This window comes from Sorangium sp. So ce394 (assembly GCF_051474665.1).
GTDB classification, from domain to species: domain Bacteria; phylum Myxococcota_A; class Polyangia; order Polyangiales; family Polyangiaceae; genus Sorangium; species Sorangium cellulosum_D.
Window position 1 is genome coordinate 11,887,607 of sequence record NZ_CP150339.1, and the last position, 22,235, is coordinate 11,909,841.

The 22,235-nt window shown below is 70.6% G+C and carries 24 protein-coding genes; 9 read left to right on the forward strand and 15 right to left on the reverse strand.

Annotated elements, in window-relative coordinates; all coding sequences use genetic code 11:
- Positions 1-46: 46 nt before the first annotated feature.
- From rplF to rplV, 11 genes are read right to left on the reverse strand one after another with little or no spacing between them, the layout of a single operon-like run.
- The gene (gene rplF / locus WMF33_RS43925; RefSeq protein ID WP_437334170.1) at positions 47-676 is read right to left on the reverse strand and encodes a 50S ribosomal protein L6; all 630 of its coding nucleotides are present in this window, start codon (positions 674-676) and stop codon (positions 47-49) included.
- Complete coding sequence (gene rpsH, locus WMF33_RS43930; RefSeq protein ID WP_061609602.1) at positions 676-1,071, reverse strand: 30S ribosomal protein S8; 396 nt, start codon at positions 1,069-1,071, stop codon at positions 676-678. The genes rplF and rpsH overlap by 1 nt, the downstream gene beginning before the upstream one ends.
- A 4-nt stretch (positions 1,072-1,075) precedes the next feature.
- Positions 1,076-1,261, reverse strand: coding sequence for a type Z 30S ribosomal protein S14 (locus WMF33_RS43935; RefSeq protein WP_080682593.1), 186 nt, complete (start codon positions 1,259-1,261; stop codon positions 1,076-1,078).
- Between the two features lie 10 nt (positions 1,262-1,271).
- Complete coding sequence (rplE, locus tag WMF33_RS43940) at positions 1,272-2,003, reverse strand: 50S ribosomal protein L5 (RefSeq protein WP_437334171.1); 732 nt, start codon at positions 2,001-2,003, stop codon at positions 1,272-1,274.
- A 2-nt stretch (positions 2,004-2,005) separates the two neighbouring features.
- A complete protein-coding gene (gene rplX / locus WMF33_RS43945; protein ID WP_437334172.1) occupies positions 2,006-2,323 on the reverse strand; it encodes a 50S ribosomal protein L24 in 318 nt (105 codons plus the stop codon).
- Entirely contained in the window at positions 2,323-2,691 is a 369-nt protein-coding gene (gene rplN / locus WMF33_RS43950; RefSeq protein ID WP_437334173.1) for a 50S ribosomal protein L14, read from the reverse strand. Before rplN ends, rplX begins: the two co-directional genes overlap by 1 nt.
- 4 nt (positions 2,692-2,695) lie before the next feature.
- Positions 2,696-2,995: a 30S ribosomal protein S17 gene (gene rpsQ, locus WMF33_RS43955; RefSeq protein ID WP_061628603.1), complete on the reverse strand. Its 300-nt coding sequence runs from the start codon at positions 2,993-2,995 to the stop codon at positions 2,696-2,698.
- A gap of 56 nt (positions 2,996-3,051) precedes the next feature.
- Positions 3,052-3,255, reverse strand: a complete 204-nt coding sequence (gene rpmC / locus WMF33_RS43960) for a 50S ribosomal protein L29 (RefSeq protein ID WP_012240564.1) — start codon at positions 3,253-3,255, stop codon at positions 3,052-3,054.
- A gap of 8 nt (positions 3,256-3,263) precedes the next feature.
- Complete coding sequence (gene rplP / locus WMF33_RS43965) at positions 3,264-3,677, reverse strand: 50S ribosomal protein L16 (RefSeq protein ID WP_020740979.1); 414 nt, start codon at positions 3,675-3,677, stop codon at positions 3,264-3,266.
- A 12-nt stretch (positions 3,678-3,689) separates the two neighbouring features.
- Positions 3,690-4,382 (reverse strand): 30S ribosomal protein S3, encoded by a 693-nt coding sequence (gene rpsC, locus WMF33_RS43970; protein WP_020740980.1) that lies wholly within the window; start codon positions 4,380-4,382, stop codon positions 3,690-3,692.
- 17 nt (positions 4,383-4,399) lie between these two features.
- Positions 4,400-4,738 (reverse strand): 50S ribosomal protein L22, encoded by a 339-nt coding sequence (gene rplV, locus WMF33_RS43975; RefSeq protein WP_012240567.1) that lies wholly within the window; start codon positions 4,736-4,738, stop codon positions 4,400-4,402.
- A gap of 688 nt (positions 4,739-5,426) precedes the next feature.
- On the opposite strand from rplV, the gene WMF33_RS43980 reads away from it, so the two are divergent.
- The 3 genes from WMF33_RS43980 (at position 5,427) to WMF33_RS43990 (ending at position 8,995) form a co-directional block, all read left to right on the forward strand.
- Entirely contained in the window at positions 5,427-6,122 is a 696-nt protein-coding gene (locus tag WMF33_RS43980) for a hypothetical protein (RefSeq protein ID WP_437334174.1), read from the forward strand.
- 325 nt (positions 6,123-6,447) lie between these two features.
- A complete protein-coding gene (locus WMF33_RS43985; protein ID WP_437334175.1) occupies positions 6,448-7,341 on the forward strand; it encodes an SUMF1/EgtB/PvdO family nonheme iron enzyme in 894 nt (297 codons plus the stop codon).
- A 229-nt stretch (positions 7,342-7,570) separates the two neighbouring features.
- The gene (locus tag WMF33_RS43990) at positions 7,571-8,995 is read left to right on the forward strand and encodes a hypothetical protein (protein WP_437334176.1); all 1,425 of its coding nucleotides are present in this window, start codon (positions 7,571-7,573) and stop codon (positions 8,993-8,995) included.
- 92 nt (positions 8,996-9,087) lie between these two features.
- Here WMF33_RS43990 and WMF33_RS43995 read toward each other — a convergent pair whose 3' ends face one another.
- Positions 9,088-9,660, reverse strand: coding sequence for a hypothetical protein (locus tag WMF33_RS43995; RefSeq protein ID WP_061627285.1), 573 nt, complete (start codon positions 9,658-9,660; stop codon positions 9,088-9,090).
- Between the two features lie 1,431 nt (positions 9,661-11,091).
- On the opposite strand from WMF33_RS43995, the gene WMF33_RS44000 reads away from it, so the two are divergent.
- Both WMF33_RS44000 and WMF33_RS44005 read left to right on the forward strand, forming a co-directional pair.
- A complete protein-coding gene (locus WMF33_RS44000) occupies positions 11,092-11,757 on the forward strand; it encodes a class I SAM-dependent methyltransferase (protein WP_437334177.1) in 666 nt (221 codons plus the stop codon).
- 79 nt (positions 11,758-11,836) lie between these two features.
- Complete coding sequence (locus tag WMF33_RS44005; protein ID WP_437334178.1) at positions 11,837-12,463, forward strand: hypothetical protein; 627 nt, start codon at positions 11,837-11,839, stop codon at positions 12,461-12,463.
- 49 nt (positions 12,464-12,512) lie between these two features.
- On the opposite strand, the gene WMF33_RS44010 is transcribed toward WMF33_RS44005, so the two are convergent.
- Positions 12,513-13,604: a PhoH family protein gene (locus WMF33_RS44010; RefSeq protein WP_437334179.1), complete on the reverse strand. Its 1,092-nt coding sequence runs from the start codon at positions 13,602-13,604 to the stop codon at positions 12,513-12,515.
- 428 nt (positions 13,605-14,032) lie between these two features.
- On the opposite strand from WMF33_RS44010, the gene WMF33_RS44015 reads away from it, so the two are divergent.
- The 4 genes from WMF33_RS44015 to WMF33_RS44030 all read left to right on the forward strand — a co-directional run bounded on the left by WMF33_RS44015 (position 14,033) and on the right by WMF33_RS44030 (position 18,417).
- Positions 14,033-15,667, forward strand: a complete 1,635-nt coding sequence (locus WMF33_RS44015; RefSeq protein WP_437334180.1) for a porin — start codon at positions 14,033-14,035, stop codon at positions 15,665-15,667.
- 187 nt (positions 15,668-15,854) lie between these two features.
- A complete protein-coding gene (locus WMF33_RS44020) occupies positions 15,855-17,135 on the forward strand; it encodes a penicillin-binding transpeptidase domain-containing protein (protein WP_061624988.1) in 1,281 nt (426 codons plus the stop codon).
- 451 nt (positions 17,136-17,586) lie between these two features.
- Positions 17,587-17,892, forward strand: coding sequence for a hypothetical protein (locus tag WMF33_RS44025; RefSeq protein WP_129579885.1), 306 nt, complete (start codon positions 17,587-17,589; stop codon positions 17,890-17,892).
- Between the two features lie 342 nt (positions 17,893-18,234).
- Positions 18,235-18,417: a hypothetical protein gene (locus tag WMF33_RS44030; RefSeq protein ID WP_020740990.1), complete on the forward strand. Its 183-nt coding sequence runs from the start codon at positions 18,235-18,237 to the stop codon at positions 18,415-18,417.
- 199 nt (positions 18,418-18,616) lie between these two features.
- Here WMF33_RS44030 and WMF33_RS44035 read toward each other — a convergent pair whose 3' ends face one another.
- Together WMF33_RS44035 and WMF33_RS44040 are read right to left on the reverse strand one after the other, a co-directional pair.
- The gene (locus tag WMF33_RS44035) at positions 18,617-19,117 is read right to left on the reverse strand and encodes a hypothetical protein (RefSeq protein WP_437334181.1); all 501 of its coding nucleotides are present in this window, start codon (positions 19,115-19,117) and stop codon (positions 18,617-18,619) included.
- Positions 19,118-19,176: 59 nt separating this feature from the next.
- A complete protein-coding gene (locus tag WMF33_RS44040; RefSeq protein ID WP_437334182.1) occupies positions 19,177-22,227 on the reverse strand; it encodes a BamA/TamA family outer membrane protein in 3,051 nt (1,016 codons plus the stop codon).
- Between the last annotated feature and the right edge of the window lie 8 nt (positions 22,228-22,235).

Here is a 22,235-nt window from a genome sequence, read left to right on the forward strand (position 1 = left end):
ACCGTCTCGTCCCTCGGTGCAGCGGCGTCGCCGCCGCTGCTCGCCTTTACTTCTTGCCGCCCTTGCCGGCCTTGCCAGCCTTCTCTCGCACGCGCTCGCCGCGGTACCGCACGCCCTTGCCGCCGTACGGCTCCGGCGGCCTGAAGCCGCGGATCGTCGCGGCCGTCTGCCCGATGAGCTCCTTGTCCGCGCCCGTCAGGACGAGGACCGTGCCCTTCGAGTCCGCCGGGATCGTCGCGGTCAGGCCCGTCGGCACCGCGAACGTCACGGGGTGGGAGAAGCCGAGGGCGAAGTTCAGCGTCGTGCCCTTGAGCTCGACGCGGTAGCCGGTCCCCTTGAGCTCGAGCGTCCGCTCGTACCCCTCGGCGACGCCCTTCACCATCGCGGCCACGAGCGCCCGCGTGAGCCCCTGGAGGCGCGACCCGTCGCGCCCCGGCGCCACCGAGCTCACGTGCAGCCTGGCCCCCTCGAGCTTGATGTCCACCTTGTCGGTGATCGCGCGGGAGAGCTGCCCCTTCGGGCCCTTGACGTCGATCTTCCGGCCGTTGACGGTCGCGGTGACCCCCTTCGGCAGATCGATCGGACGCTTGCCGACGCGCGACGTCTTGGTCGCGAGCCGGCTGTCACCGTTCGCGTTGCCCTTCGCAGGCTGGGCTGTGTTCGCCTGAGCTTCCATCACCACACCTCGCAGAGCAGCTCGCCGCCCACCTTCAGGCGGCGCGCATCCCTGTCGCTCATGAGCCCGCGGGACGTGCTCAGGATCGAGATCCCGAGCCCGCTGAACACGCGCGGGATCCTGTCGTGGCGCACGTACACGCGGCGCCCGGGGCGGGAGACGCGGCGCACGCCGTCGATCGCGCTCTGGCGGTCGCGCCCGTACTTGAGCACGATCGTCAGCTTCTTGGGACCTTCGCCCTCGGTCTCGCGCACGTCGGCGATGAAGCCCTCGGATTTGAGGATCTCCGCGACCGCAGCTTTGATGCGGCTCGCGGGGACCTCGGTCCGGTCGTGCCGCGCGAGCGCCGCGTTGCGAATGCGGGTCAGCATGTCGGCGATGGGATCGGTCATCATAGAATCACCAGCTGGCCTTGATCACACCAGGGAGCTCACCACGGAGCGCGAACAACCGAAGGCAGACACGGCAGAGCTCGAAGTCGCGGTAGTAAGCGCGCGAGCGCCCGCACACCTTGCAACGGTTCTTGTGCCGCGTAGAAAACTTCGGCGGACGGTTCAGCTTCGCAAACTCTTTTGCACGGGCCATCGAAAATCCCTCAATGCCGGAACGGGATGCCAAGCTCGGTGAGGAGCGCGCGTCCTTCTTCGTCCGTCTTCGCCGTGGTCACGAACGAGATGTTGAGCCCCTTCACGACGTCGATCTTGTCGTAGTCGATCTCGGGGAAGATGATCTGCTCGCGCAGGCCCATCGTGAAGTTGCCCTTGCCGTCGAACCCCTTCGGGCTGACGCCCTTGAAGTCGCGGACGCGCGGCAGCGAGAACGAGATCAGGCGATCCACGAACTCCCACATCCGCTCGGCGCGCAGGGTCACCATCACCCCGATGGGCAGGTTCTCGCGCAGCTTGAACGTCGCGATCGACTTCCGGGCCCGGGTCACCACCGGCTTCTGGCCGGAGATCGCCCGCATGTCCTCGACCGCCGAGTCGATGATCTTCGGGTTCTGCACCGCGGCGCCGAGCCCCATGTTGAGCACCACCTTCTGCAGGCGGGGCACCATCATCGGGTTCTTGTAGCCGAACCGCTTCGAGAGCGCGGCGGTCACGGACTTCTGGTAGTGCGTGCGCAGCCGCGGGGTGTAGTTCGGGTCGCGCGGGCGCGCCTCGGTCGGCTCGGCGGCCTCGGCCTCCGCGCCCTTCCCCTTCGCGCCCTTGGCTTCCTTGCTCTTGGCGGGCGCCTGCGGCTTGGCCTGCTGCGGCTTGGGCTTGTCCTTGTCCTTGCCCTTGCCGCCGTCCTTGGCCGCCTTGTCCTTGTCCTTCTTGTCCGCCATGGCTAGCCCACACCGATCGCGCTGCCGCTCTTGCCGACGCGCGTCTTCTTGCCGTCCTCACCGACGCGGATCTTCACGCGCGTCGGCTTGCCCGTCGCCGGATCGACCGGCATGACCTTGGAGGCGTGAATCGGCGCCTCCTTGGTGATCTTCCCGCCCTCTTGGTTGCGCGGCGTAGGCCGCTGGTGGCGGGTCACCGTGTTCAGGCCCTCCACCACCACGCGCTCCTCGTCGGCGAGGATCTTGGTGATGCGGCCCTGCTTCCCCTGCTCCTTGCCGCTGATGACCTGCACGAGGTCACCGACCCTGAGGCGCTTCATCAGAGGACCTCCGGCGCGAGCGAGATGATCTTCATGAACTTCTTCGCGCGCAGCTCGCGAGCGACCGGCCCGAAGATGCGGGTGCCGATCGGCTCCTTCTCCTTGTTGATGAGGACCGCGCTGTTCCCATCGAACTTGATGTAGCTGCCGTCCGAGCGGAGGTACTCCCGGGCGGTGCGGACGACGACGGCGCGCGCCGTCTCCCCCTTCTTCACCTTGGTCCCCGGCAGCGCCTCCTTGATCGACACGACGATGATGTCGCCGAGCGCGGCGTACTTGCGGCGCGAGCCGCCGAGCACCTTGATGCACTTCACGATTCGGGCGCCGGAGTTGTCCGCGACCTCGAGATGCGTCGACACCTGGATCATGGCGCTACTCCTCCACCGGCCGGGCAACGAGCTTGGTCACGAGCCACCGCTTGTCGCGGGAGATCGGCCTGTGCTCCGTGATCTCGACGCGGTCGCCCACCTTGTACTGGTTCGTCTCGTCGTGCGCCTTGTAGCGCTCCCGCTGACGGACGTACTTCTTGTACACAGGGTCGAGCGCGTTCCGGATGACCTCGACGGTGACCGTCTTGTCCATCTTGTCGCTGGTCACCTTGCCGACCAGCTTGCGCCGGAAGCCGTGCGCCTTCGCCTCGGTCTCGGCCTGCGCAGGCGCGGCGGCTGCCAGCTCGGGCGCCGCAGCGACCGGCTGCTGGTTCTCTGCCTTCTTCTTCGTCGCCATGGCTACGCCTTCTCCTCGGCACGCGCGCGCTGCGTGAGGATCGTCTTCACCCGCGCGAGATCCCGCTTCGCCTTGCGGATCGTCGCCGTGTCGTTCAGCCGATTCGTGAAATTCTTGAACCGCGCCTCGAACAGGCCCGCCGCCAGCGACTTCTCGAGCTCGCGCAGGTGCTCGGTGGTGCGTTCACGCAAATCCTTCGCCTTCATCGCTTCCCTCACGTCAGCCCGCGGACGAGGAACTTGCACTGCATCGGGAGCTTGTGCGACGCGAGGCGGAAGGCCTCCTTCGCGATCTCCTCGCTCACGCCGCTGATCTCGTACATCACGCGGCCCGGCTTCACGACGGCGCACCACTCCTCGGGCGCGCCCTTGCCCCCACCCATGCGGACCTCGAGCGGCTTCTTCGTCACCGGGCGGTCCGGGAAGATGCGGATCCACAGCTTGCCCGCGCGCTTCACGTGCCGCTGGATCGCCATACGAGCCGCCTCGATCTGCCGCGAGGTGACGCGGGCAGGCTCGACGCACTGGAGCGCAAAGTCGCCGAAGGAGACGTCGCTGCCCGTCATGGCGAGGCCGCGGTTGTTCCCCTTCTGCATCTTGCGGAACTTGGTTCGCTTCGGAGACAGCATTCTGCAATCCCTCTACTGGATCCGGCGCGCCTTACGCTGCAGGACCTCGCCCTTGAACATCCAGACCTTCACGCCGATGATGCCGACCTTCGTCTTCGCCTCGGCGAGGCCGAACTCGATGTCGGCGCGCAGCGTGTGCAGCGGCACCCGGCCCTCGCGGTAGGTCTCGACGCGGCTCATCTCGCTGCCGCCGAGCCTGCCGGCGCAGCGGACGCGGATGCCCTTCGCGCCGAACTTCATCGCGGTGGAGACCGCCTTCTTCATCGCCCGGCGGAACGCGATCCGGCGCTCGAGCTGCGTCGCGATGTTCTCGGCGACGAGCTGCGCGTTGGTCTCGGCCTTCCGGACCTCCTGCACGTCGATGAACACCTCGTTGTCGGTGAACGAGGACACGCCGGGGAAGAGGGTCTCGCCCTTGGAAGCCGTGCCGACGTTGCCGCTCTTCAGCGTCTCGATCCCCTTGCCGCCCTTGCCGATCACCATGCCGGGGCGGGCGGTGAAGACGATCACCTTCGCGCGGTTCGCGGCGCGCTCGATCTCCACGCCGGCGATGTTCGCGTTGTAGAGGTACTGCTTGATCGCGCGCTTGATGCGGATGTCCTGGTGGAGCCACTTCTGATACGCGGCGCCGTCCTCGTACCACTTGCTGCTCCACGTCTTGATGACACCGACGCGGAAGCCATACGGATGGGTCTTCTGTCCCATATCGGCAGGTCCTCTACTTACTTTCTCTCGTCGACTTCGATGACGATGTGCGACACGCCCTTGGTGATCCGGGTCGCACGACCCATCGCACGCGGCCGCCAGCGGCGGTTGAACTTGTTCGGCCCCTTGTCGACGGTGGCCTTGCTGATGAAGAGCGCGTCGATGTCCGCGCCCGCCTGCTGGGCGTTCGCGACCGCGCTCTCGATGATCTTCCGCAGGACGGGGGCGCCGCTCTTCTGCGTGAACGAGAGCAGCTGGATCGCCTCGTCCGCGTCGCGACCTCGGACGAGATCGGCGATCATGCGTGCCTTGCGCGGGGCGATCCGCGAAAACATCGCACTGGCTTTGCTTACCATTCGAGACACCTCGCGACACCGGCGGGCGGAGTGACTCCGTACCGGGTTTCGGTTCGCTGCGAACCGGTTGCACCGTCGTACGCTTCCGGTCTCAGCCCGGCGTCCATCGACGCGGACCCCCTTCGCGTCACCGGGGGGGTTCCCGCGGCGGCCGAAGGGGCTGAGCTGAGATCGAAGCGCCGTTACGGCTCTTCTACTGGGAGACCGGGAGGACACCCGATCGCCCGGGAAAACGGAGCGCGGTGATTACCAGCGGGAGACGCCGTACGCAAGCGCGATCCTTCCGCGTCCTTTCAGTTTGTTTCCCGCGCCCGAGCGACCTGAGCAGTTTTTCAGCCTTTCCTGAACGGGCGTCGGGAGGGCCTCGCCCCCGCGTCCGGTCGCCGCCCTCGCCGGCGGGCCGGCCTCCGGGAGGCGCTCGGCCGTTCACGATCTCGAAAATTGTTCTTGACGTACACGAAACACTTCTGAAACAGGCTGTCCGGGCGGACTGAGCGGGGCAGCGCCCGGTGCGTCCGCGGCGCATCGACGTCCTGCGGCTCGACCGGGGCGAAGAACAGGATTGCGAGGGGAATAGGAGAGCCCCAGGCTGAGTCGAACGTACCTGGCAGCGGAACTCTTCCCCGACATTGTAGGAGGCAACGTGACCATGCTTGCTCGTCATCGCCATTCTTTCTTCGCGCTTACCTTGATCTTGCCCGCCGTCGTCGGCGGCTGCGTCGTGACCTCGGCGGACACGGACAACGACCCGGAGCAGACGACCGGCCCCGGCGTCACCCACAGCTCCTCGGCCGGCGGAGGCGAGGGCGGCGAGGGCGGCGACTGGGGCGAAGGCGGCCAGGGGGGCGACGGAGGAGAAGGCGGTCAGGGCGGCGACGGAGGAGAAGGCGGCGAGGGCGGCGAGGGCGGCGCAGCGGCGTGCATCGAGGCCGGGAACAGCAGCGTCACGGCGGACGCATGTGAGCGGCTGAACATCGCGCCGGCGCAGGGGGCGACGAGCCAGTGCGGCGACGACCGCAACGAGGAGCCCATCGGCTACAGGCTCTGCAAGCGCGCCTTCCTCCTGTTCGCCCGGAGCCACGCGGCGGATCTGGTTGACTGCCTGGCGGACATCGGCGTGCAGTACGCGTGCGATCTCGAGCCCGCCCAGGATTGCCTCACCGAGATGTACGAGAACGCCTGCCCGAACCAGGCGCTCACGACCTGCGACGGGATCGCCGACCAATGCGATGAGTCGTTCAACGAGGGGCAGTGCGCCGCCGATCTGAACCCCTTCAGCGCCGCCGGCGTGGACGAGCTCGTCGAGTGCATCAACGAGGCGGATGAGAACCTCACCTGCGGCGCGGCCTACCGCGACTGCTACGAGACCGTCATGAGCTTCTGAACAGGTCCCCGCGCGAAGGCGGGACCGAGGGCGCGCGCAGCGCCCTCTCTGCTCTCGCGGTTCTTTTCCCCCACCGTTCAACGCACATCCGATGACCTCTGGGCCCGTTCCCAGCCTGCGCCCACCCTAGCGCTGCGGCGCCCGCACCCTCCCCCGTACGCGCCTTCGGGGGTCCCCCGAGGGCGCTATTCGGTTGCAAAAAAGATGGCGGGAAGGGATCCTCGGCTCCGCCGTGGCCAAGGACCTCTCCCGCCCGCGTCTGGCGACTTCCCTTCCGCGTTCGTCGCGGGCGCGTGCATACCGCGGCGGTGTCCTGCTCGGACTTGTGGTCGCGTCGGCCGGCTGCGCGCCGGGGTCGACGACCGCCGAGCAGATCACGCCGCGCGTGGTGGCGCGAGCGTCGTTCGAGGGCGCCGCCGCCATCGTCGTGGACCGGCCCCTCAAGGCGAAGGAGAGCGCGCTCTCGACCGTCAAGGACAGCGCCGCGATCGCGTCCGTGATGGAGCCCGAGACCAGCGCCGCCGCGGCGTCCTCGTCGACGAGCAGCGCGCGCTGTCCGGCCGAGATGGCCCTCGTCGAAGATCGCGTGTGCGTCGACCGCTGGGAGGGTTCCCTGGTCGAGCTGACGCCCGGCGGCGAGCGCCCGTGGTCGCCCTTCGATCCGATCGACGGCAACGAGCGCCGCGTCCGCGCCGTGTCCTGGCCGGGCGTCATCCCTCAGGGCTACATCAGCGGGCTGCAGGCCAAGCGGGCGTGCGCGGCGTCCGGCAAGCGCCTGTGCAGATCGGACGAGTGGGTGAGCGCGTGCCGAGGGCCCGATGAGACGCTCTTCCCCTACGGCGCGAGCCGCCAGCACGGCGTGTGCAACGACGACGAGCGACCGGTGCACCCGGTCGCCGAGATCGCGGCGCTGCTCGGCATCAAGTCCGAGGAGCACTGGACGAGCGCGATGAACAACCCGCTCATCAACCAGCTGTCCAACGCGCTGCTCCCGACGGGCGAGCGCGCGGGGTGCACCAACGGCTACGGCGTGTTCGACATGGTCGGCAACCTCCACGAGTGGGTCGACGATCCGAGCGGCACCTTCCGCGGCGGCTATTTCATGGACACGACGCGCAACGGCGAGGGGTGCAAGTACGCGACGACCGCGCACTCCTTCGGCTACCACGACTACTCGACGGGCTTCCGGTGCTGCATGGATCCGGAGCAGGCTGACTAGTGCTGGCCGCACGGCGTGCGGCCGGCGGCAGAGCGGCCGCGAGGCGGGCGCGGGGCTCGAGGCGATGCGGCGAGCCATCCAGGCGAGCACCCCGTGCGCGCCCCGCGGCGGCGCGGCGGCCCGAGCCCCGGCTCGACCGCTCCGGCGCGGCGCGGCCGAGCATGCCAGTCGGCGAGGGCCCGGCGATGCGGCGCAGCGATCCAAGGCGACACCAGCGAAGAGAATGCCGATGTTCGACTCCGGAGTGAGCGCGGCGGCGCGGCGCCGCGCCGTCGCCACCGCCCTCGCCGCCCTGACCGCCCTCCTGGCGCTCGGGTGCCGGAAGAAGGAAAAGCCAGAGCCCATCACCGTCCCGCCGCCGGGCGCGGCGTCGCAGGATGAGCTCACCACGGCCATTGGCCAGGCGCGAGGCATCGCCTCGGCGCTCGCCCCGTCGTCGACCCGATGGCGACGGGTGTTCGTGCTCGACGACAAGCGCGCGGTGGTGACAGGCGAGGTCGAGAACGAGGCGGTCGCGCTCGTGACCGAGACCGCCGGCAGGACGTGGCGCTCTCTGCGGCGCCTCCGCGAGGGGTGGTCCACCTGGTCGGTCGGCGCCGACGGCGCCACCGTGCTCACCGCCGGCCCGCGCGGCCCGGCGCCCGCGAAGGACGCGCGCGGAGCTCGAGGCGCGCCGCCCGTCGTGGACCCGCCGAGCTTCTTCTTCGCTCCGTTCGAGGCGAGCGAGCTCTCGGCGCCCTCGTCGGTCGCGCTGCCCGAGCTGGGCCGCGGAGCGCGGCCGCTCGCGAACTCCATAGCTGCGGTGCTGTCGGCCGAGAGCGCCGCGCTGCTCGTCGAGCCGAGACCCCGGCGCGCGACCCTCGTCTATGGGGGGCCGCCCGGCGCCGCGCCGGTGCCGCCGGTCCAGCTCCCCGCGCAAGAACAGGCGCTGCCGGTGCCGTACGGCCGCCCGCCGGCGCTCCTGTCGGTGCGCGGGCGCAACCTCCTCGCGCGGCCCGTCCCGGAGCCGGGAAAGCCGCTCGACGCACCGCGGATCGTCGAGGGACTCGCGATGAGCCCGGCGGCGACGGCCGCGCTGTCTGCCCCGCCCGCGTGCGACTTCGCCGGATGGTCGATCCAGGTTGTGCCGCAGCCGCCCGACAAGGCGGCCGTGCTCGCCGTCTCCGCGACGCAGACAGCCGTGCTGAAGCTCCCCGCGAAAGCCGCCCCCGAAGCCGCGGTCGGCTGCGCGGCCGACCGGATCATGGTGGAGGTTATCGCTCCCACCACCGGAGAGCGCACGCTCGCGACCTGCACCCTCGAAGGCGCCTGCGTGCTCGCCGAGAAACCGCCCTTTCGCCCCTGGTTGGAGCCGCACGAGCGGTCTATCGCCCTGGCGCCCACACGCCAAGGGGTCGCCGCGGTGCTGACGTCCCGCACCGCGACGCGATGGGGGCTCTATATCGCGCAATCGCCGGAAGCAGGTAAGATCTACGACGTCCCCAGGGTAATCGGCGAAGACTCGGGCGAGCGCGGCCGTATCGAGCTCGGAGCGCTGCTCTCCTTCGGAAATCGACTTTTGATGCTCCTCCAGGCCGACGTCACCGGGACATCGCGCCGCGGCTGGTACGTCATGGCCTCTGAGGATAGCGGGCTCACCTGGAGCCCGCCCTGAGCTCCGTCTCGAACGGGACAGCCATTCTGAACGCGGCGCGTCAGCAAAGCCTCCATCCCATCTGACCCTGGCGTGCGCGGTGGTCGCTCGACCTACTTCGCTGGGGCGGCAGCCTGAGCGACGCGCTTGCGCCCCTTGGCGGCCGGCTTCTTCGCAGCAGGCGCAGGTCCCGCCGCGGTCTTGCGCGCGTTCGCGCTCGCCTGCTCGGCCGTCTTCGCGTCGCCTGCATAGCGGGCGAAGCGGCGGTCACCCCCCTGGAAAATCCGCTTCTCCAGCTTGAGCTCCTTCAGCGCTGCGGCGGCGCGCGTCTGCGGGATACCCGCCTGCTTCGCCACCTCGCTCGCGCTGACGCCAGAGCTCGCCTTGACGACACGCTCGACCGCGTCGAGCGTCTCCTGACGCTCCGCCGAGGCGGCCGGCGACTTGCGCGGGCGGCCGGGCCGGCGCTTCGGCGCGGCGCCACGCTTGGCCGCGACGGAAGAAGGTTTGGACTGGACCGCTCCAGCGCGGGCGCGCGTACGGCTGCGGCGCGGCGCCGGCGCAGGAACCAACGGCGCTTCCCCTGTCACGGCGCCCAGCTGATTCTTGACGAGCGCGAGGATCGCCTCGTCCGGCATTTTCCGCACGAGGTTTACAATCTGCTGTGAAAAGGCATCGGTCGCCATGTGCTCTCCCTCGTCGCCGAATCCAGCTCGGCGGTTGGATACGACTATGCCGTTGCCACTTGCCTGGTCAAGCGAATTGAGGATAGCCGCCCGTCTTTTCTTTCAATAGGCGCTGCGGGCGGGCTCAATCGGAGAGCTCATTGGACGGCCACGAACGGCTGGGCTGCTTTGCTCGACACGAGCCGAAGCGATGAAGCGCCCCTTCGCGCGTCGATTGATAGCCGAGACCCCTCCCCCGCGCAGGACGGCCCGAGCCGCGACAACCCTCTCAGGCCCCCCACGCTGCACCGCGGCATTGCGTGTCTCGGGTGCTCGAGGCAGGTCAGGTAAGCACTGTATGAGGACCGAGCAACCCCGCTCCCTCGAGCAGGCCCGTCGCGGGCGGCAATGCGGGCTCGCGCACAACTGCGGGGCGCATCGGCCTCGGCCTGGGCCTCCCCCCAATCATTGAAGCGCCCCGCGCCGGGTGCGAGCGCCTGGCGACCACACACAGGCGGCCAGCGCATGGCTACATTGCACGCCCTGGGCGCACGACTGACCTATGCAGGCGCATGATGATACGATGCCGCCCCGCGGGAGGGGCGCGGCGGGGGAGCTTCGCTATCAGCGCCGGAGGGGCACGAATCAGGGCCGAGCCCGCGGCGCCTCACCCCCGGGTCCGCGGCGCCACGGCGTCTCGCCGAGCGCGCCGCCTCCCTGTCCGCCCGCGGCGCGACGCCGGCGTCTATGCCCGCGCGCCTGCTTGAGCCCACTGCCCCGGCGCGAGTCGCCGGCAGGCTCGCCGCGAGCCGCTGCGCTGAGCGAGCGCGCTGCGCGACATGCGCTCATCTCCGCGGGATTGCGCGGGCTCGCGCGCTCTGCCGCGCCTCGATCAAAAGCCAACCCGCCGAGCTCTTCGGAGTGATGACCCCACGCCGGCGGCGCCGCCGCCATCCGGGCACGCGCTCTCTTGGCGCGGCGCCGATCTCGACATCACGCGCGGCACCTCTCTGCCGCGGGCAACGCGGGGCGGCCGGCTGGAGCCCGTCGTGCCCGCCGGATCGGCGCGCGGACGCACGGCGTATCCAGCAGGACCTCTCATTATAGAGAAGAGCGCCGAGGAGAGCTCATCGCCGCGCTCGGTCTGTCCGATCGAGCGCTCCCGAGTGAGCTCAGCCTTCGGCCCGGCGCCCTCGAGTGCGGCGCGCGGCTCGCGCTCCGGGTGCATGGACTCTACGACATTGGCGCCTACTCCAATGAGAGAAGCAGGAGCAACGGCGGCGGCGGCCCGGCCCGCTCCGCCTCTACTTCTTCGAACGCCTTCCTGTCCATATCCACGCGGACCCGGAATCCGCGCGGGCCGAGGTCGACGCTGGCCCGGTGGTCGGTCGGGATTGACCAGCCGCCCACAATCCGTTGACATGCGCGTCCGTCGGGGAGAACGATGCGCGCATGTCGCTGGCCCGCGTGCTCGAGCCCGAGGTCATGGATACCGACGAGGACGCGCGGGCCTACGACAGCATGGATCACGCCGCCGTGAACACGGCGTTCTGCGACGCGCTCCTCTGCCACGATCCAGATCTCGCATACGCCCTCGACGTCGGCACGGGGACGTGCCTGTTGCCCATCGAGCTTTGCCGGCGCGTACCGACGGCGCGCATCAAGGCGATCGATCTCTCCGCGTCGATGCTCGACCTCGGGCGCCGCCGCGTCGAGCAGGCGGGGCTCACCGGCGCGATCGCGCTCGCCCTCGCGGACGCCAAGGCGCTGCCCGAACCGGACGAGACGTTCTCAGCGGTCCTCTCGAACAGCATCGTCCACCACATCCCGGAGCCGATGCAGGTCATGCGTGAGATGTTTCGCGTCCTCCGGCCCGGCGGGCTCCTGTTCATCCGAGATCTGCTCCGTCCGGAGGACGAGGCGTCGGTGGCGGCCCTCGTCGCCGCGGTTGCAGCGAACGATACGCCGTACCAGCGAGCCCTCTTCGATGCGTCGCTGCGCGCCGCGCTCGCGCTCGCGGAGGTGCGGGAAATCCTGCGCTCGCTCGGGATCCCCCCCGAATGCGCGCAGGTGACGAGCGACCGGCACTGGACCGTGGCGTTCCGCAGGGCCTCCTGATCCGGAGGCGCCGCGCCTCGCGACGCCGGCCCATCAAATCGACGCGACGACCAGCCCCGCACGTAATAAAAGCGTCCGCGTGAACGCAACCGGAACACGAGCCCGCCGGGCGCGCGGCGGTGCCCCCGCGCTCCTCCTGTCCCTCGCCATCGCTCTCCTCGCCGCCTGCGAGGAGAGCCCGCCGCGCCCCGGCGAACCGGAGCGGCCCGCGCCCTCGCCGCCCCCGTCGACCGCGGCGAGCGCGCCGCCCGCGGCCAGCTCGGCAGCCGCCGAGCTGCCGGACGCAGGCCCGCCGGGAGAGGTGGGCGCTCCCACGGGCGCGCCCGCGTGGCAGGGGACGTGGGAAGGGCGCTACGACGCCAAGAAAGGCAGCGTCGTGCTGCCCCCCAAGGTGAAGGACGCCGTGCGCCAGAAGGACGACGGCAAGCAGGCCACCGGCCCAGGAACGGTGACGCTGACCATCGATCCGAGCGGTGAGCTGAAGGGCACGGCGAAAGGCGCGCTCGGCGACGCGACCCTCGTCGGAAAGGTCGAGGACGGCATGGTGCGCGCCTCGGTCTTCCCCGAAGATCCGCGCGCGCCGACCGCGATGACCGGCATCCTCGTCGGCGAGCTGAAGGAGAACGTCATCGCGGGCAGGATCCGGGTGACCGGACCCGACGCCATGCTCGTGCGCGAGTCGCCCGTGGAGCTGAAGAAGAAATGATCGGCGCCGCTGGACGAGACGGCGACGTCTCGTCCAGCAGCGTCGCGCGTCAGCTCGCCGCGCCGGCGCCGCCCGGCTCGCCCGCCGCTCGGCCCGGCGGCGCAGCGCCGGCCTCGCCGCCGCGGCCGCCGCCGCGACCCGCCTCGCCCCGCCGCTCCTCGCGCTGGCGGGCGACCTCGGCGTCCCGCTGCTCGTACGCGACGATGATCCGCTGCACGAGCGGGTGGCGCACGACGTCGACCTCGGTGAACGAGCAGATCGCGATCCCCTCGATCCCCGCGAGCAGCTCGCGCGCCTCGGCGAGGCCGCTGCGCGCGCCGTGCGGGAGATCGACCTGCGTGACGTCGCCCGTCACCACGGCGCGAGAGGCGTAGCCGAGGCGCGTGAGGAACATGCGCATCTGATCGCTCGTCGCGTTCTGCGCCTCGTCGAGGATGACGAAGCAATCGTTGAGCGTGCGGCCGCGCATGAAGGCCAGCGGGGCGACCTCGATCTGGCCGCGCGTCACGAGGCCTTGCGCCTTGTCCGCGTCCATCATGTCGTGGAGCGCGTCGTAGAGCGGGCGCAGGTAGGGATTCACCTTCTCGGCGAGATCGCCGGGCAGGAAGCCGAGCCGCTCCCCCGCCTCGACCGCCGGCCGGGTCAGGATGATCCGCTTCACGCGGCGCTCGAGCAGCGCGTGGACCGCCATGGCCATCGCGAGGTACGTCTTGCCCGTCCCCGCCGGCCCGATGCCGAACGTCATGTCGTGCGATCGGATCGCCTGGATATAGCGCTTCTGCGCCAGCCCCTTCGCCGAGATCGGCCGGCGGCGCGCCGAGATGAGCACGACGTCCTCGAACAGCTCGCGCAGGGTCATCCCAGGGTCGTCCCGGAGCGCCTGGACCCCGCGGACGTAGTCCTGCGGGTCGAGCGCCACGCCGCTCCTCAACATCTGCGCGGCCTCCGCCAGGCACCGCTCGGCGAGCGCGACCTTGTCGGCGTCCCCGGCGAGCCGGATCGTGTTGCCTCGGACGCCCGACTCGATGCCGAGAGTGCGCGCGATGAGCTTGAGATTCTCGTTCCCTGGCCCGGCGAGGGCCACCAAGGTGCTGTTGTCGAGCACCTCGACATCCGCCGTGATCCGCACGCTGGTCGTCATCGAGTGATCCTTCCCCGCCTTTGCTCCGGCGCTCCGCCGCCGGCACGCGCCGTCCTCCCTTGAACGGACTCTTGACTGCCCCCACCTGTCACGCGACTGTCCTGCCCGCTCGTCCCGTGCCCTACACAGAAGCGTAACGTCCTGGTCATAATTCGGCAGTGAAATGCGTGGAGCTTCGGGCACGCGGGCGAGCCGCACACAGGGAGAACTGCATGAGGTTAGCTACATCGGCGCTACTGGGCATGACTGTTACGCTGTCGGGCCTTTCGGCGCTAGCACAGCCTGGGCCCCAGGGCCCGGCGCAACCGGCGCCGGCGCCACCTCCGGCCGCAGCACCCGCGCCGCCTGCCGGTGCGGTGCCGCCTGCCGGTGCGGTGCCGCCTGCCGGTGCGGTGCCGCCCGCCGGTGCGGTGCCCCCCGCCGGCGCGGTGCCGCCTGCAGGTGCGGCAGCACCGGCACCGCCGCCTGCCGTCGCGGCGCCGGCGCCGCCGCCGGTGCCGGTGCCGCCGCCGGCAGAGCAGCTTCCGCCGCCGCCTCCTCCTGGCGCGCCGGCGACCGCCGCACCGCCGCCGCCGCCGCCGGAGGTGTTCGCGCCGACCGCCGAGGCCGCGGTCGTGAAGGAGCAGCAGCCGCTCGCCGGCTGGCACGGCGGCTTCTTCTTGCGGGACGCCAGCGACACCTTCCGGCTGTACCCGAAGGGGAGGATGAACCTCGACTTCTACAGCACCTTCGGCGGCGGCGTGTCGGACGTGAACGCGACGAGCGGCGGGGGCGCGCTCAAGCCGCGCTTCTTCGTCCGCCGCGCGCGGCTGGAGCTGGCCGGCGAGTTCCTGAAGAAGTGGTCCTTTGACGTCGACGTCGACTTCGGCGGCCAAGGGCTCGCGAACATGAACGGCAGGACCGAGAACGCCGCCGCGGCTCCCGGCCAGACGCCGACCGCCGAGACCGCGCGCTTCGCCCCCGTCGAGAGCACGACCTCGAACGCGGTGCTCGCCGACGTCTGGATCAACTACTCGGTCATGCCCGCGCTGAACTTCATGTTCGGGCAGTACTCGACGTTCTTCTCGATGGATAACCAGACGAGCGACAACACCTCGACGTTCCTCGAGCGCAACATCGCGACCCGGAGCTTCACCTACCCCGAGGGCAAGGACATCGGCCTGACCATCTGGGGCGACGTCGCCGACAGGAGGCTCGTCTACGGCGTCAGCGTGCTCAGCGGCGACGGGCAGAACCGGCCCGGCGTCGACGCCCCGCCCGATTTCGTCGCCCGCGTCTTCGCGCGCCCGTTCGGCGGCGACAAGAAGGCGTTGCTCGCGAAGGCGCAGATCGGCATCAGCGCGCGCCACGGCGAGCGAGACCAGGAGTTCGTGGGCTACGACTACTCGCCCATCAGGACGGGGCAGGGCTACGCGCTCTGGGGCGCCGGCTACACGGACTCGCTGAGGCGCCCGATCCACGTCATCCCGTCGGGCGCGCAGAACGCGATCGGCGGCGAGCTCCGGCTGCCGATCGAGATGGTCGAGCTCCGGGCCGAGGCCTACTACGTCGCGAACAACACGCGCGAGGCCGTGGAGGGCTATCAGCTCACGAACACCGAGCGGCTCGGGCAGGTGAGGGGGCTCGGGTGGTACGTGCAGCTCTCGGCGTGGCCGGTGGGCGACACCTTCGTCAGCGGCGATCCGGGGTTCACCCCGCGCCCCACCAAGATCGACCTCTCGAAGGAGCTCGAGAAGCCGAAGTCGGGCCTCGAGGTCGCCGCGCTCCTCGCCGGGATCAACGCGACGTACGACGGCGCGTCCCGCGAGGGCGCGTACGACGAGCGGACGCCGGGCGCCGAGAACGGGCCGGGCACCGACCTCAACGTCCTGCAGATCGGCCTCGCCGCGAACTACTGGCATACGAAGAACGTGCGGCTCGGCGTGAATTACAGCGCCTACCTGACGCCGGGCAGCGGCTCGAGCGACAACCTCCTCCGGGTGCCGGGCAACACCCTGACCGAGCCCGATCCGGACGCGCACGCGCTGCACGAGCTCAGCGCCCGGCTCGGCCTGTCCTTCTAGGCGCGCGTCGCGCCTCCCCCGCCGCGGCCGGCGCGCCGGCCGCGCTCCGCGATCGTTCGTTTGCCCTCCAACGAAGCGCGCCGGCAGGCCTCCCTGCGCGGCGCGCCGCGGTGCGGCCCGCGCAGGCCGGCCAAATGGCGCGCCTCAATTTTGGCCCAGGACACCCCGGCGGGGTACCCGTCGGGCCATGCGCGAGATGCGTCAGTGGATCGCCGTCGGTGCAGCCGTGGGGCTCGTGGCGGTGACCCTCCCCATGCTGCGCGAGCACGACGTCCAGCTCGGAGGGCTGCTCGCCAAGAAGACGACCGCCGGCGGGCCGAAGATCACGCGGACCGTGACGCCGCCGCCGCTCACGGACCTCGACCTCACGCGCATCGACGACCGGAGGAGCCCGCCGACGGCGCCGGCGCACGGCAGCCGCGTCGCGGAGCTGACCATCGACCCGATGTACCAGCGCGCGGCGATCGGCTTCCTGCGGGCCGGCCAGGTCCCGGAGGGCGCGGTCGTGATGACCGATATCCGCACCGGGAAGGTGCTCGTCTGGGCGAGCTACGTGCACGAAGGCGCGCTGCACGACGTCGCCGCGGAGGCCACCGCGCCGTCGGCGAGCGTCTTCAAGGTCGTGACGGGCACCGCCCTCGTCGAGGCCGGCCTGAGCCCGAACACGAAGCAGTGTTACTCGGGCGGCGAGCACTCGATCCGGCCGGCCGACATGATCGACAACAAGCGGCGCGACAAGTACTGCGCGACGCTCACGCAGGCGATGGGCCGCAGCATCAACACGGTGTTCGCGCGGCTCGCCGCCAAGAACCTCGATCACGAGAAGCTCGGCGCCGTGGCCGCGAAGCTCGGCTGGGGACAGGACACGCCGTTCGACGTCAACGTCGCGACGAGCACGATCGCGCTGCCGGAAGACGAGCTCGGCTTCGCGCGCACCGCGGCGGGCTTCTGGAACACGACGCTGTCGCCGTTCCAGGGGGCGAACCTGGCGACCACCCTCGCCAACGGCGGCGAGATGATCCGGCTCCACGTCGTGTCGAGCGTCAAGGACGAGATCGGCGAGATCTACCAGGGCGTGAGCGAGCGGCAGGTGCTCAAGCGCGTGATGGACGAGACCACGGCGAGCGCGGTGACCACGATGATGGAGGCGACGGTGGATAACGGGACGAGCTATCGCTCGTTCCACGACCGCAACGGCCGCGCCTACCTCCCGGATATCCGCGTCGCCGGCAAGACGGGGACGCTCACGAAGCCGACGCCCGAGGGGCCCTTCTACACCTGGTTCGTCGGCTTCGCCCCGAGCCGCAAGCCGGAGGTCGCGATCTCGGTGATGGTCGCCAACGGCGCGAAATGGCGCGTGAAAGCGACCAACGTCGCGTGCGACATGCTCCGCACCTACTTCGCGGACAAGGGCGCGCCCGGCGTGACCGACCCGAACAACCGGACCGGATCGACCGCCCGGCGATGACGCACGCCCGGGCCGGCCGCCGAGCCGCGGCGCGAAAGGCCCGGGTCCGTCGCGCCGCGCGGCGTCGCGCGGCGCGGCGCAGCAGCGTACGAGCACGGCGAAGCTCCGGACCGAGCCGACTCGGCCGGCAGCGCCGCCCGCCCCCGAGCCGGGCGTCAGGTAGACCACGCGTCGGGCTGCGTGACCCGTCGCATCGCCGAGTGCACTCGGCAGGATTCCGCCCTGGCCGCGATCCAACAATCCGGCGATGATGGCCCACGCGAGCGATGTGCCCGCTCGATGGCTGCCGGGTTTGCAGGACCATTGTACGCCCGCGGCAGCGATCCATTTATAGAACTTTTCCGCCCGGGGCCGGCTCCGCGACCACCTGCTCGCCGTCCGCGGCGCGAAGGTCCGGGCCGCTCCGATGCAGCCGGACACCCTGGTCCAGGGTGGGACCTAGTTGCGAGAGGTGCTGCTTGTGCAGCTTGTGCTCGGCCGAGATCTGCGTGCTAGCATCTCTGTTGTGCAGGTTGTGCTCCGCAAGCTCGGCCGGGGATCGCGCGCAGTCGTTGGCCGGCTCGTCCGTGCACCACGGAAAGGCTCGGTCATCGTCATCGAGTTCTCCGACGGAATGCATGAATATGTGACGACGCCAGTCAAGCGCGTGTTGCGCCTCGCCGGGCGCGAGGTCTTCTACATAGAGACCGTGAACTCCCGGTACCGCCTCGAGGTCCGCGGCCGCGAGGTGGCGCTGGACGGCGCGGTCGGCGGCTGAGCGCTGCCGGGTGCGCCCGGGCAGCGCGAATCCCGCGCGCGACCTGCCGACGTGCTGACGTGCCAGCGTAACAGCGCGCAACTCCCCGACTAATCGCGCAGATCCCGCAGGCGGAGGCCCGCGAGCGATCGGCCTGGCCGGGCGTCGTACTGCACGCGCGTCTAGCGCGAGAACTGCGTTTCGGAGCGCATTGCCCCTTGCGCTTCCATGCGCTCTTGGGCAGAGTCCCGCTCCCTTTGAGGGGCCCCGCGGTAGGCCATCCACCGGTGCAGGATGGGGCTCGCCTGGCGAGCTGTCGTCACGATGCCGCGCCCGTGCCCCCGACCGTGAGGAGATTGAAGCATGGGCAAGCGCGATCGTCGCCAGTCGATGAAGATGAGGCGCCGCAAGGCGCAGGCTGCCAAGAAGGAGCGCGCCAAGCGCAGCAAGCTGTCGCGGGCCACGACGGAGGTCGCCGGCAAGGCGAAGAAGCCCCGCGCCCCCAAGAGCGCCGCCGCTCCCGCGACTCCTGCCCCGGCTTCCTGACGGTGCGCGGCCGGTCCGCCGGCCACGCGCTGGATCCATCCCGCAGAACCGTCCCGACATTCCTCGAGGTCGCGCCCGCCGGCGCCGTGAGGCCCCGGCGCGATCCCGGCGATCGCCACGATCGCGCGCGCCGGCGCCGTGAGGGCCCCGGCGCGTGGTCCGCCGCGTAGCCTCGTGCCGCCCGGATCAGCGGCGCCGTTCACTCGTCGCGAATGACGCGCGTGTGAAGGCTCAGGCCGGGTCCCCGGCCCGGGTCGATCGCGCTCGCCGCCTCGCCGGCCGGCTTCTCCTTGGGCGGCGGCTCGCCGAGCAGCCCAGTGTCGCCGTCTCTTCGCTCCTCGCCGACCAGCTCCCAGTGGCCTCGCTCGTCGCGCCAGCGCTGCGCGATCCGGGTGGTGCGGACCGTGGCCTCGTCGTGCCGCAGCCAGAGGACGTCGAGGTAGACCTCGGCCTCGTCGCGCTGGGTCATCTCGAAGCCGCCGAACTCCACGTCGACGACGCGGAGGCGGGCGCCCCAATCGGCGTGGCGGCGCATGAAGTCCTCCCGCGCCCTCGAGCCGACGCGCTCGAGCGCGACATCCATGCGGCCGAACCGGGCCGCCGTGTTCATCTCGAGCGCCGCTTCGGTGAGGCGCTGGGAGTTGCTCGGGGCGATGCCGCAGCCGGCGAGGGCGAGGCTCAGGGCGAGGAGGGCGCGCATGGCCGACCACCGTGGGCGAAGGGGCCGGCGCGGGCAAAGTTTCCGGCGGCGCGGGGCGCTCAGAACGAGTTCGTCGCGACGAAGTAAAACTGGCCGCCCGGGATCGCGAGCGGGCTCAGGCCGAGCGCGTACCCGAAGCGCAGCTGCGAAGAGAGGACGTACCCGAGCGTCAGGCTCAGCCACACCTCGCCGCCGATCGAGGTGTGCAGCTGGGGCGAGTAGAGCAGGCTCCCCTGCGTGAAGAGCGCGAGGTCGTCCATCTCGAAGCGGTTGAATGCGCCGCCGTGGTCGAGGAAGAGGCTCGCGTCGATGCGGCGCAGGTAGAGCGGCAGCGTCGAGAGGCCGCGATCGGGCTCCAGGACGGGCACGCGGTACTCGAACGTCTGCGAGAAATACGAGCGGCCGGCCATCACGCCCGGCGCGTAGCCGCGGAGCGTGAACGAGCTATTCGTGACGCCGGTGAGCAGGGTGTCGACGAGCGTGAGGTTCTCGAGATCGTACCCGCCGACGGCGTAGGCGGCGCCCCGAGGGAAGTTGCCGCCGGAGACCGCCCCGGCGACGCGGAAGGCGAGGGTGTGGTCGCCAGGCCAGGGCATCGCGACGTAGGCGCTGAGCGAGGTCGAGAACGCGTAGGTCGTATAGCTGCTGCCCGTCTCCGGGCCGGCGTAATCGAGGCCCGCGTTGAGCGAGATCCCGCGCGGCGCGCCGGACGCCTCGATCGAGCCCTCGGCGTTCGAGAACCCATAGCCGAGGTGCGCGAGGTTCAGCGTGCCCTGCGGCGGGAGGATGGTCCGCGGCGCGTACGGGTCGAGCTCGCTGCCGACGGGGAGCTGCCCCTTGAAGGCGACGCTGCTGAACGACGCGGCCAGGCTCTGCCGCGAGAACTCGCCGCGGATCGGGTAGCTGACGCCCGAGACGACGCCGATCGATCGCTCGTCGTAGGTGACGTTGCGGCCGCTGATGCGGTAGCCGCTGCGCGGCGTCATGGCGTAGTACGCGCGGACGCCGAGGTCGATGGGCAGCCGCCCGTAGGTGTACCCGACGAGGACGGTCGGGGCGGGCGCGTCCGGCTGCACGGTGAGCTCGCCGAAGACCGAGTGACGACCGACGATGTCCGAGCCGGTCACGCTCACCGTCAGCGCGTTCGACCCGTAGCTCCCGGGCGCGTAGTCGAGCGTGATCGCGCGCGGCGCGAGCGTCGGAAGCGGGTTGTACGGGGAGCGCTCGAGCCGCACCGCCGCGGGCGCGGTCGGCGGATCGGGGCGGTCGGTCGGGGGCGGCGGCGCCGGGAGGAAGCGCGCCGGATCGAGCCGCATGACGAAGAGGTCGTGGCCGCGGGACGTATATCCGACATAGACAAGCGTCTTGCCGTCGGGGCTGATCGCCGGATGGAAGGCCCCGAGTCTCACGTTGGTGACCTGCCGCAGCGCGCCGGTCGAGAGCGCGTACGCGTAGACGTTGTGGATGCCGGTGCGGTCCGAGGTGAAATAGAGCGTCTCGCCGTCGGGCGACCAGACCGGGCTCATGTCGGTCGCGCGATCGCGCGTCACCTCACGGAAGCTGCCGGTGGCGACGTCGACCACGCGGATGTCGCGGTAGCCGCCGGCGGTCCATGCGCTGTAGGCGAGGCGCTTGCCGTCGGGAGAGAACGAGGGGGAGTAGGCCTGCTCGAAGCGGGCGCTCGGCACGAGATCGCGCCGCTCCGAGAGGGCGCCGTCCCGCGAGAGCCGCGCGATCTCGAGGTAGCGGGTGCCCTTGCTGTTGAGCGAGAAGGCGACGAGATCGCCGGTCGGGCTCACGTCCGGGGCCGAGGACCGGAGGCCTCGCGTCAGCCGGCGGCGCGAGGGCTCGTCGCCGTCGGGCGCCTCCTCACCGCGCGGGAGGAAGACCAGGTCGTCCCGGTAGTACTGATTGCGCCACGGCATGAGCGCCGCGAAGATCATGTCGCCGGCCGGCGTGAACGCCGGTCGCGAGGCCGTGTTGGTGCGCGCGACAAGCGTTTCCTTGCGCTCGGTCCCGGGCGCGGGCGCGGCGAGCGAGAGGCGGTAGATGCCGGGGCGCTCGCGGCCGTCGTCGCGGAAGTAGACGATCTCGTCCGCGGACGTCCGACGCGCGACGGGCGGAACGAACCGCGGGTAATGGACGGTGCGGCCGTGGTGCGTGAGCCGCGCGCCTTCGCGGAGGCCGCGCGCCTCGACGGCCGCCATCTGCTCCCGGTAGAGCCGGCGGAGGTGGTCCTTCCAGCCCTCGTACAGCTCGACGTAGGTCTTGCCGGTGGCGCGGCGGATGGCGCGGTTGATCCCCCACGGGACGAGCGACGCGCCGTAGTCGGCGGAGACGGCGCGCATCGTGTTCGGCCCGTAGACGTCGAGGATCCATCCCAGGAACCTCGAGCCGTAGAGGTACCAGAGGGTGCCCTGCGGCCAGCGGAACGGGGAGCTCGAGATCTGATCGAGCCCCGCGATGTTGTCCTCGAGCACGTCGGCGCGCAGGTACATGTCGAACATGGTCGAGCGCATCCGGCCGCCGCTCGTGTGGTTGCTCTCGCTCACGACGGCGAGCCCCTCGATGATCCACCGCGGCTGCACCTGGTTCGGCGAGAACGACTTGCCAACGATCGCGTTCAGGATCGCGGGGATGCCCGACGTGTTGTCGATGTGCGCGATGTGCGTGAACTCGTGCGTGAGCAGGTCGAGGTACCAGTCGTCGTAGTCGCCCAGCGTCGACATGTCCTCGGGCCCCGACGCGAGGAGGTGGATCGCGTTGTACGGGAGCGTGCCGGCCGAGCCGTTCGCGATCTCCGAGTCGTCGGTGATCACGATCTCGGTGCGGTCCCGCGGGGCGTAGCCGAGCGCGCCCTCGACGCGCCCGTAGATCGTCTCGGCGAGCACGGCGATGCGCGCAGCGACGGGCTCGAGGCCCTGCGGGTGGTGCACCCGGAAGTGGTCGGTCTCGTAGGTCCAGAACGCGAGATCGGGATCGCCGGTCGCCCGGGCGGGCCGCGGCGCGAGGAGCAGCAGCGCCGCGAGGGCAACGGCGGAGAGGACGGAGGCTGCGCGGCGGAGCGGCCGGCTCGCCCGCGAGCCGAAGCGCGAGAAGAAACGGTTCACCAGGATCG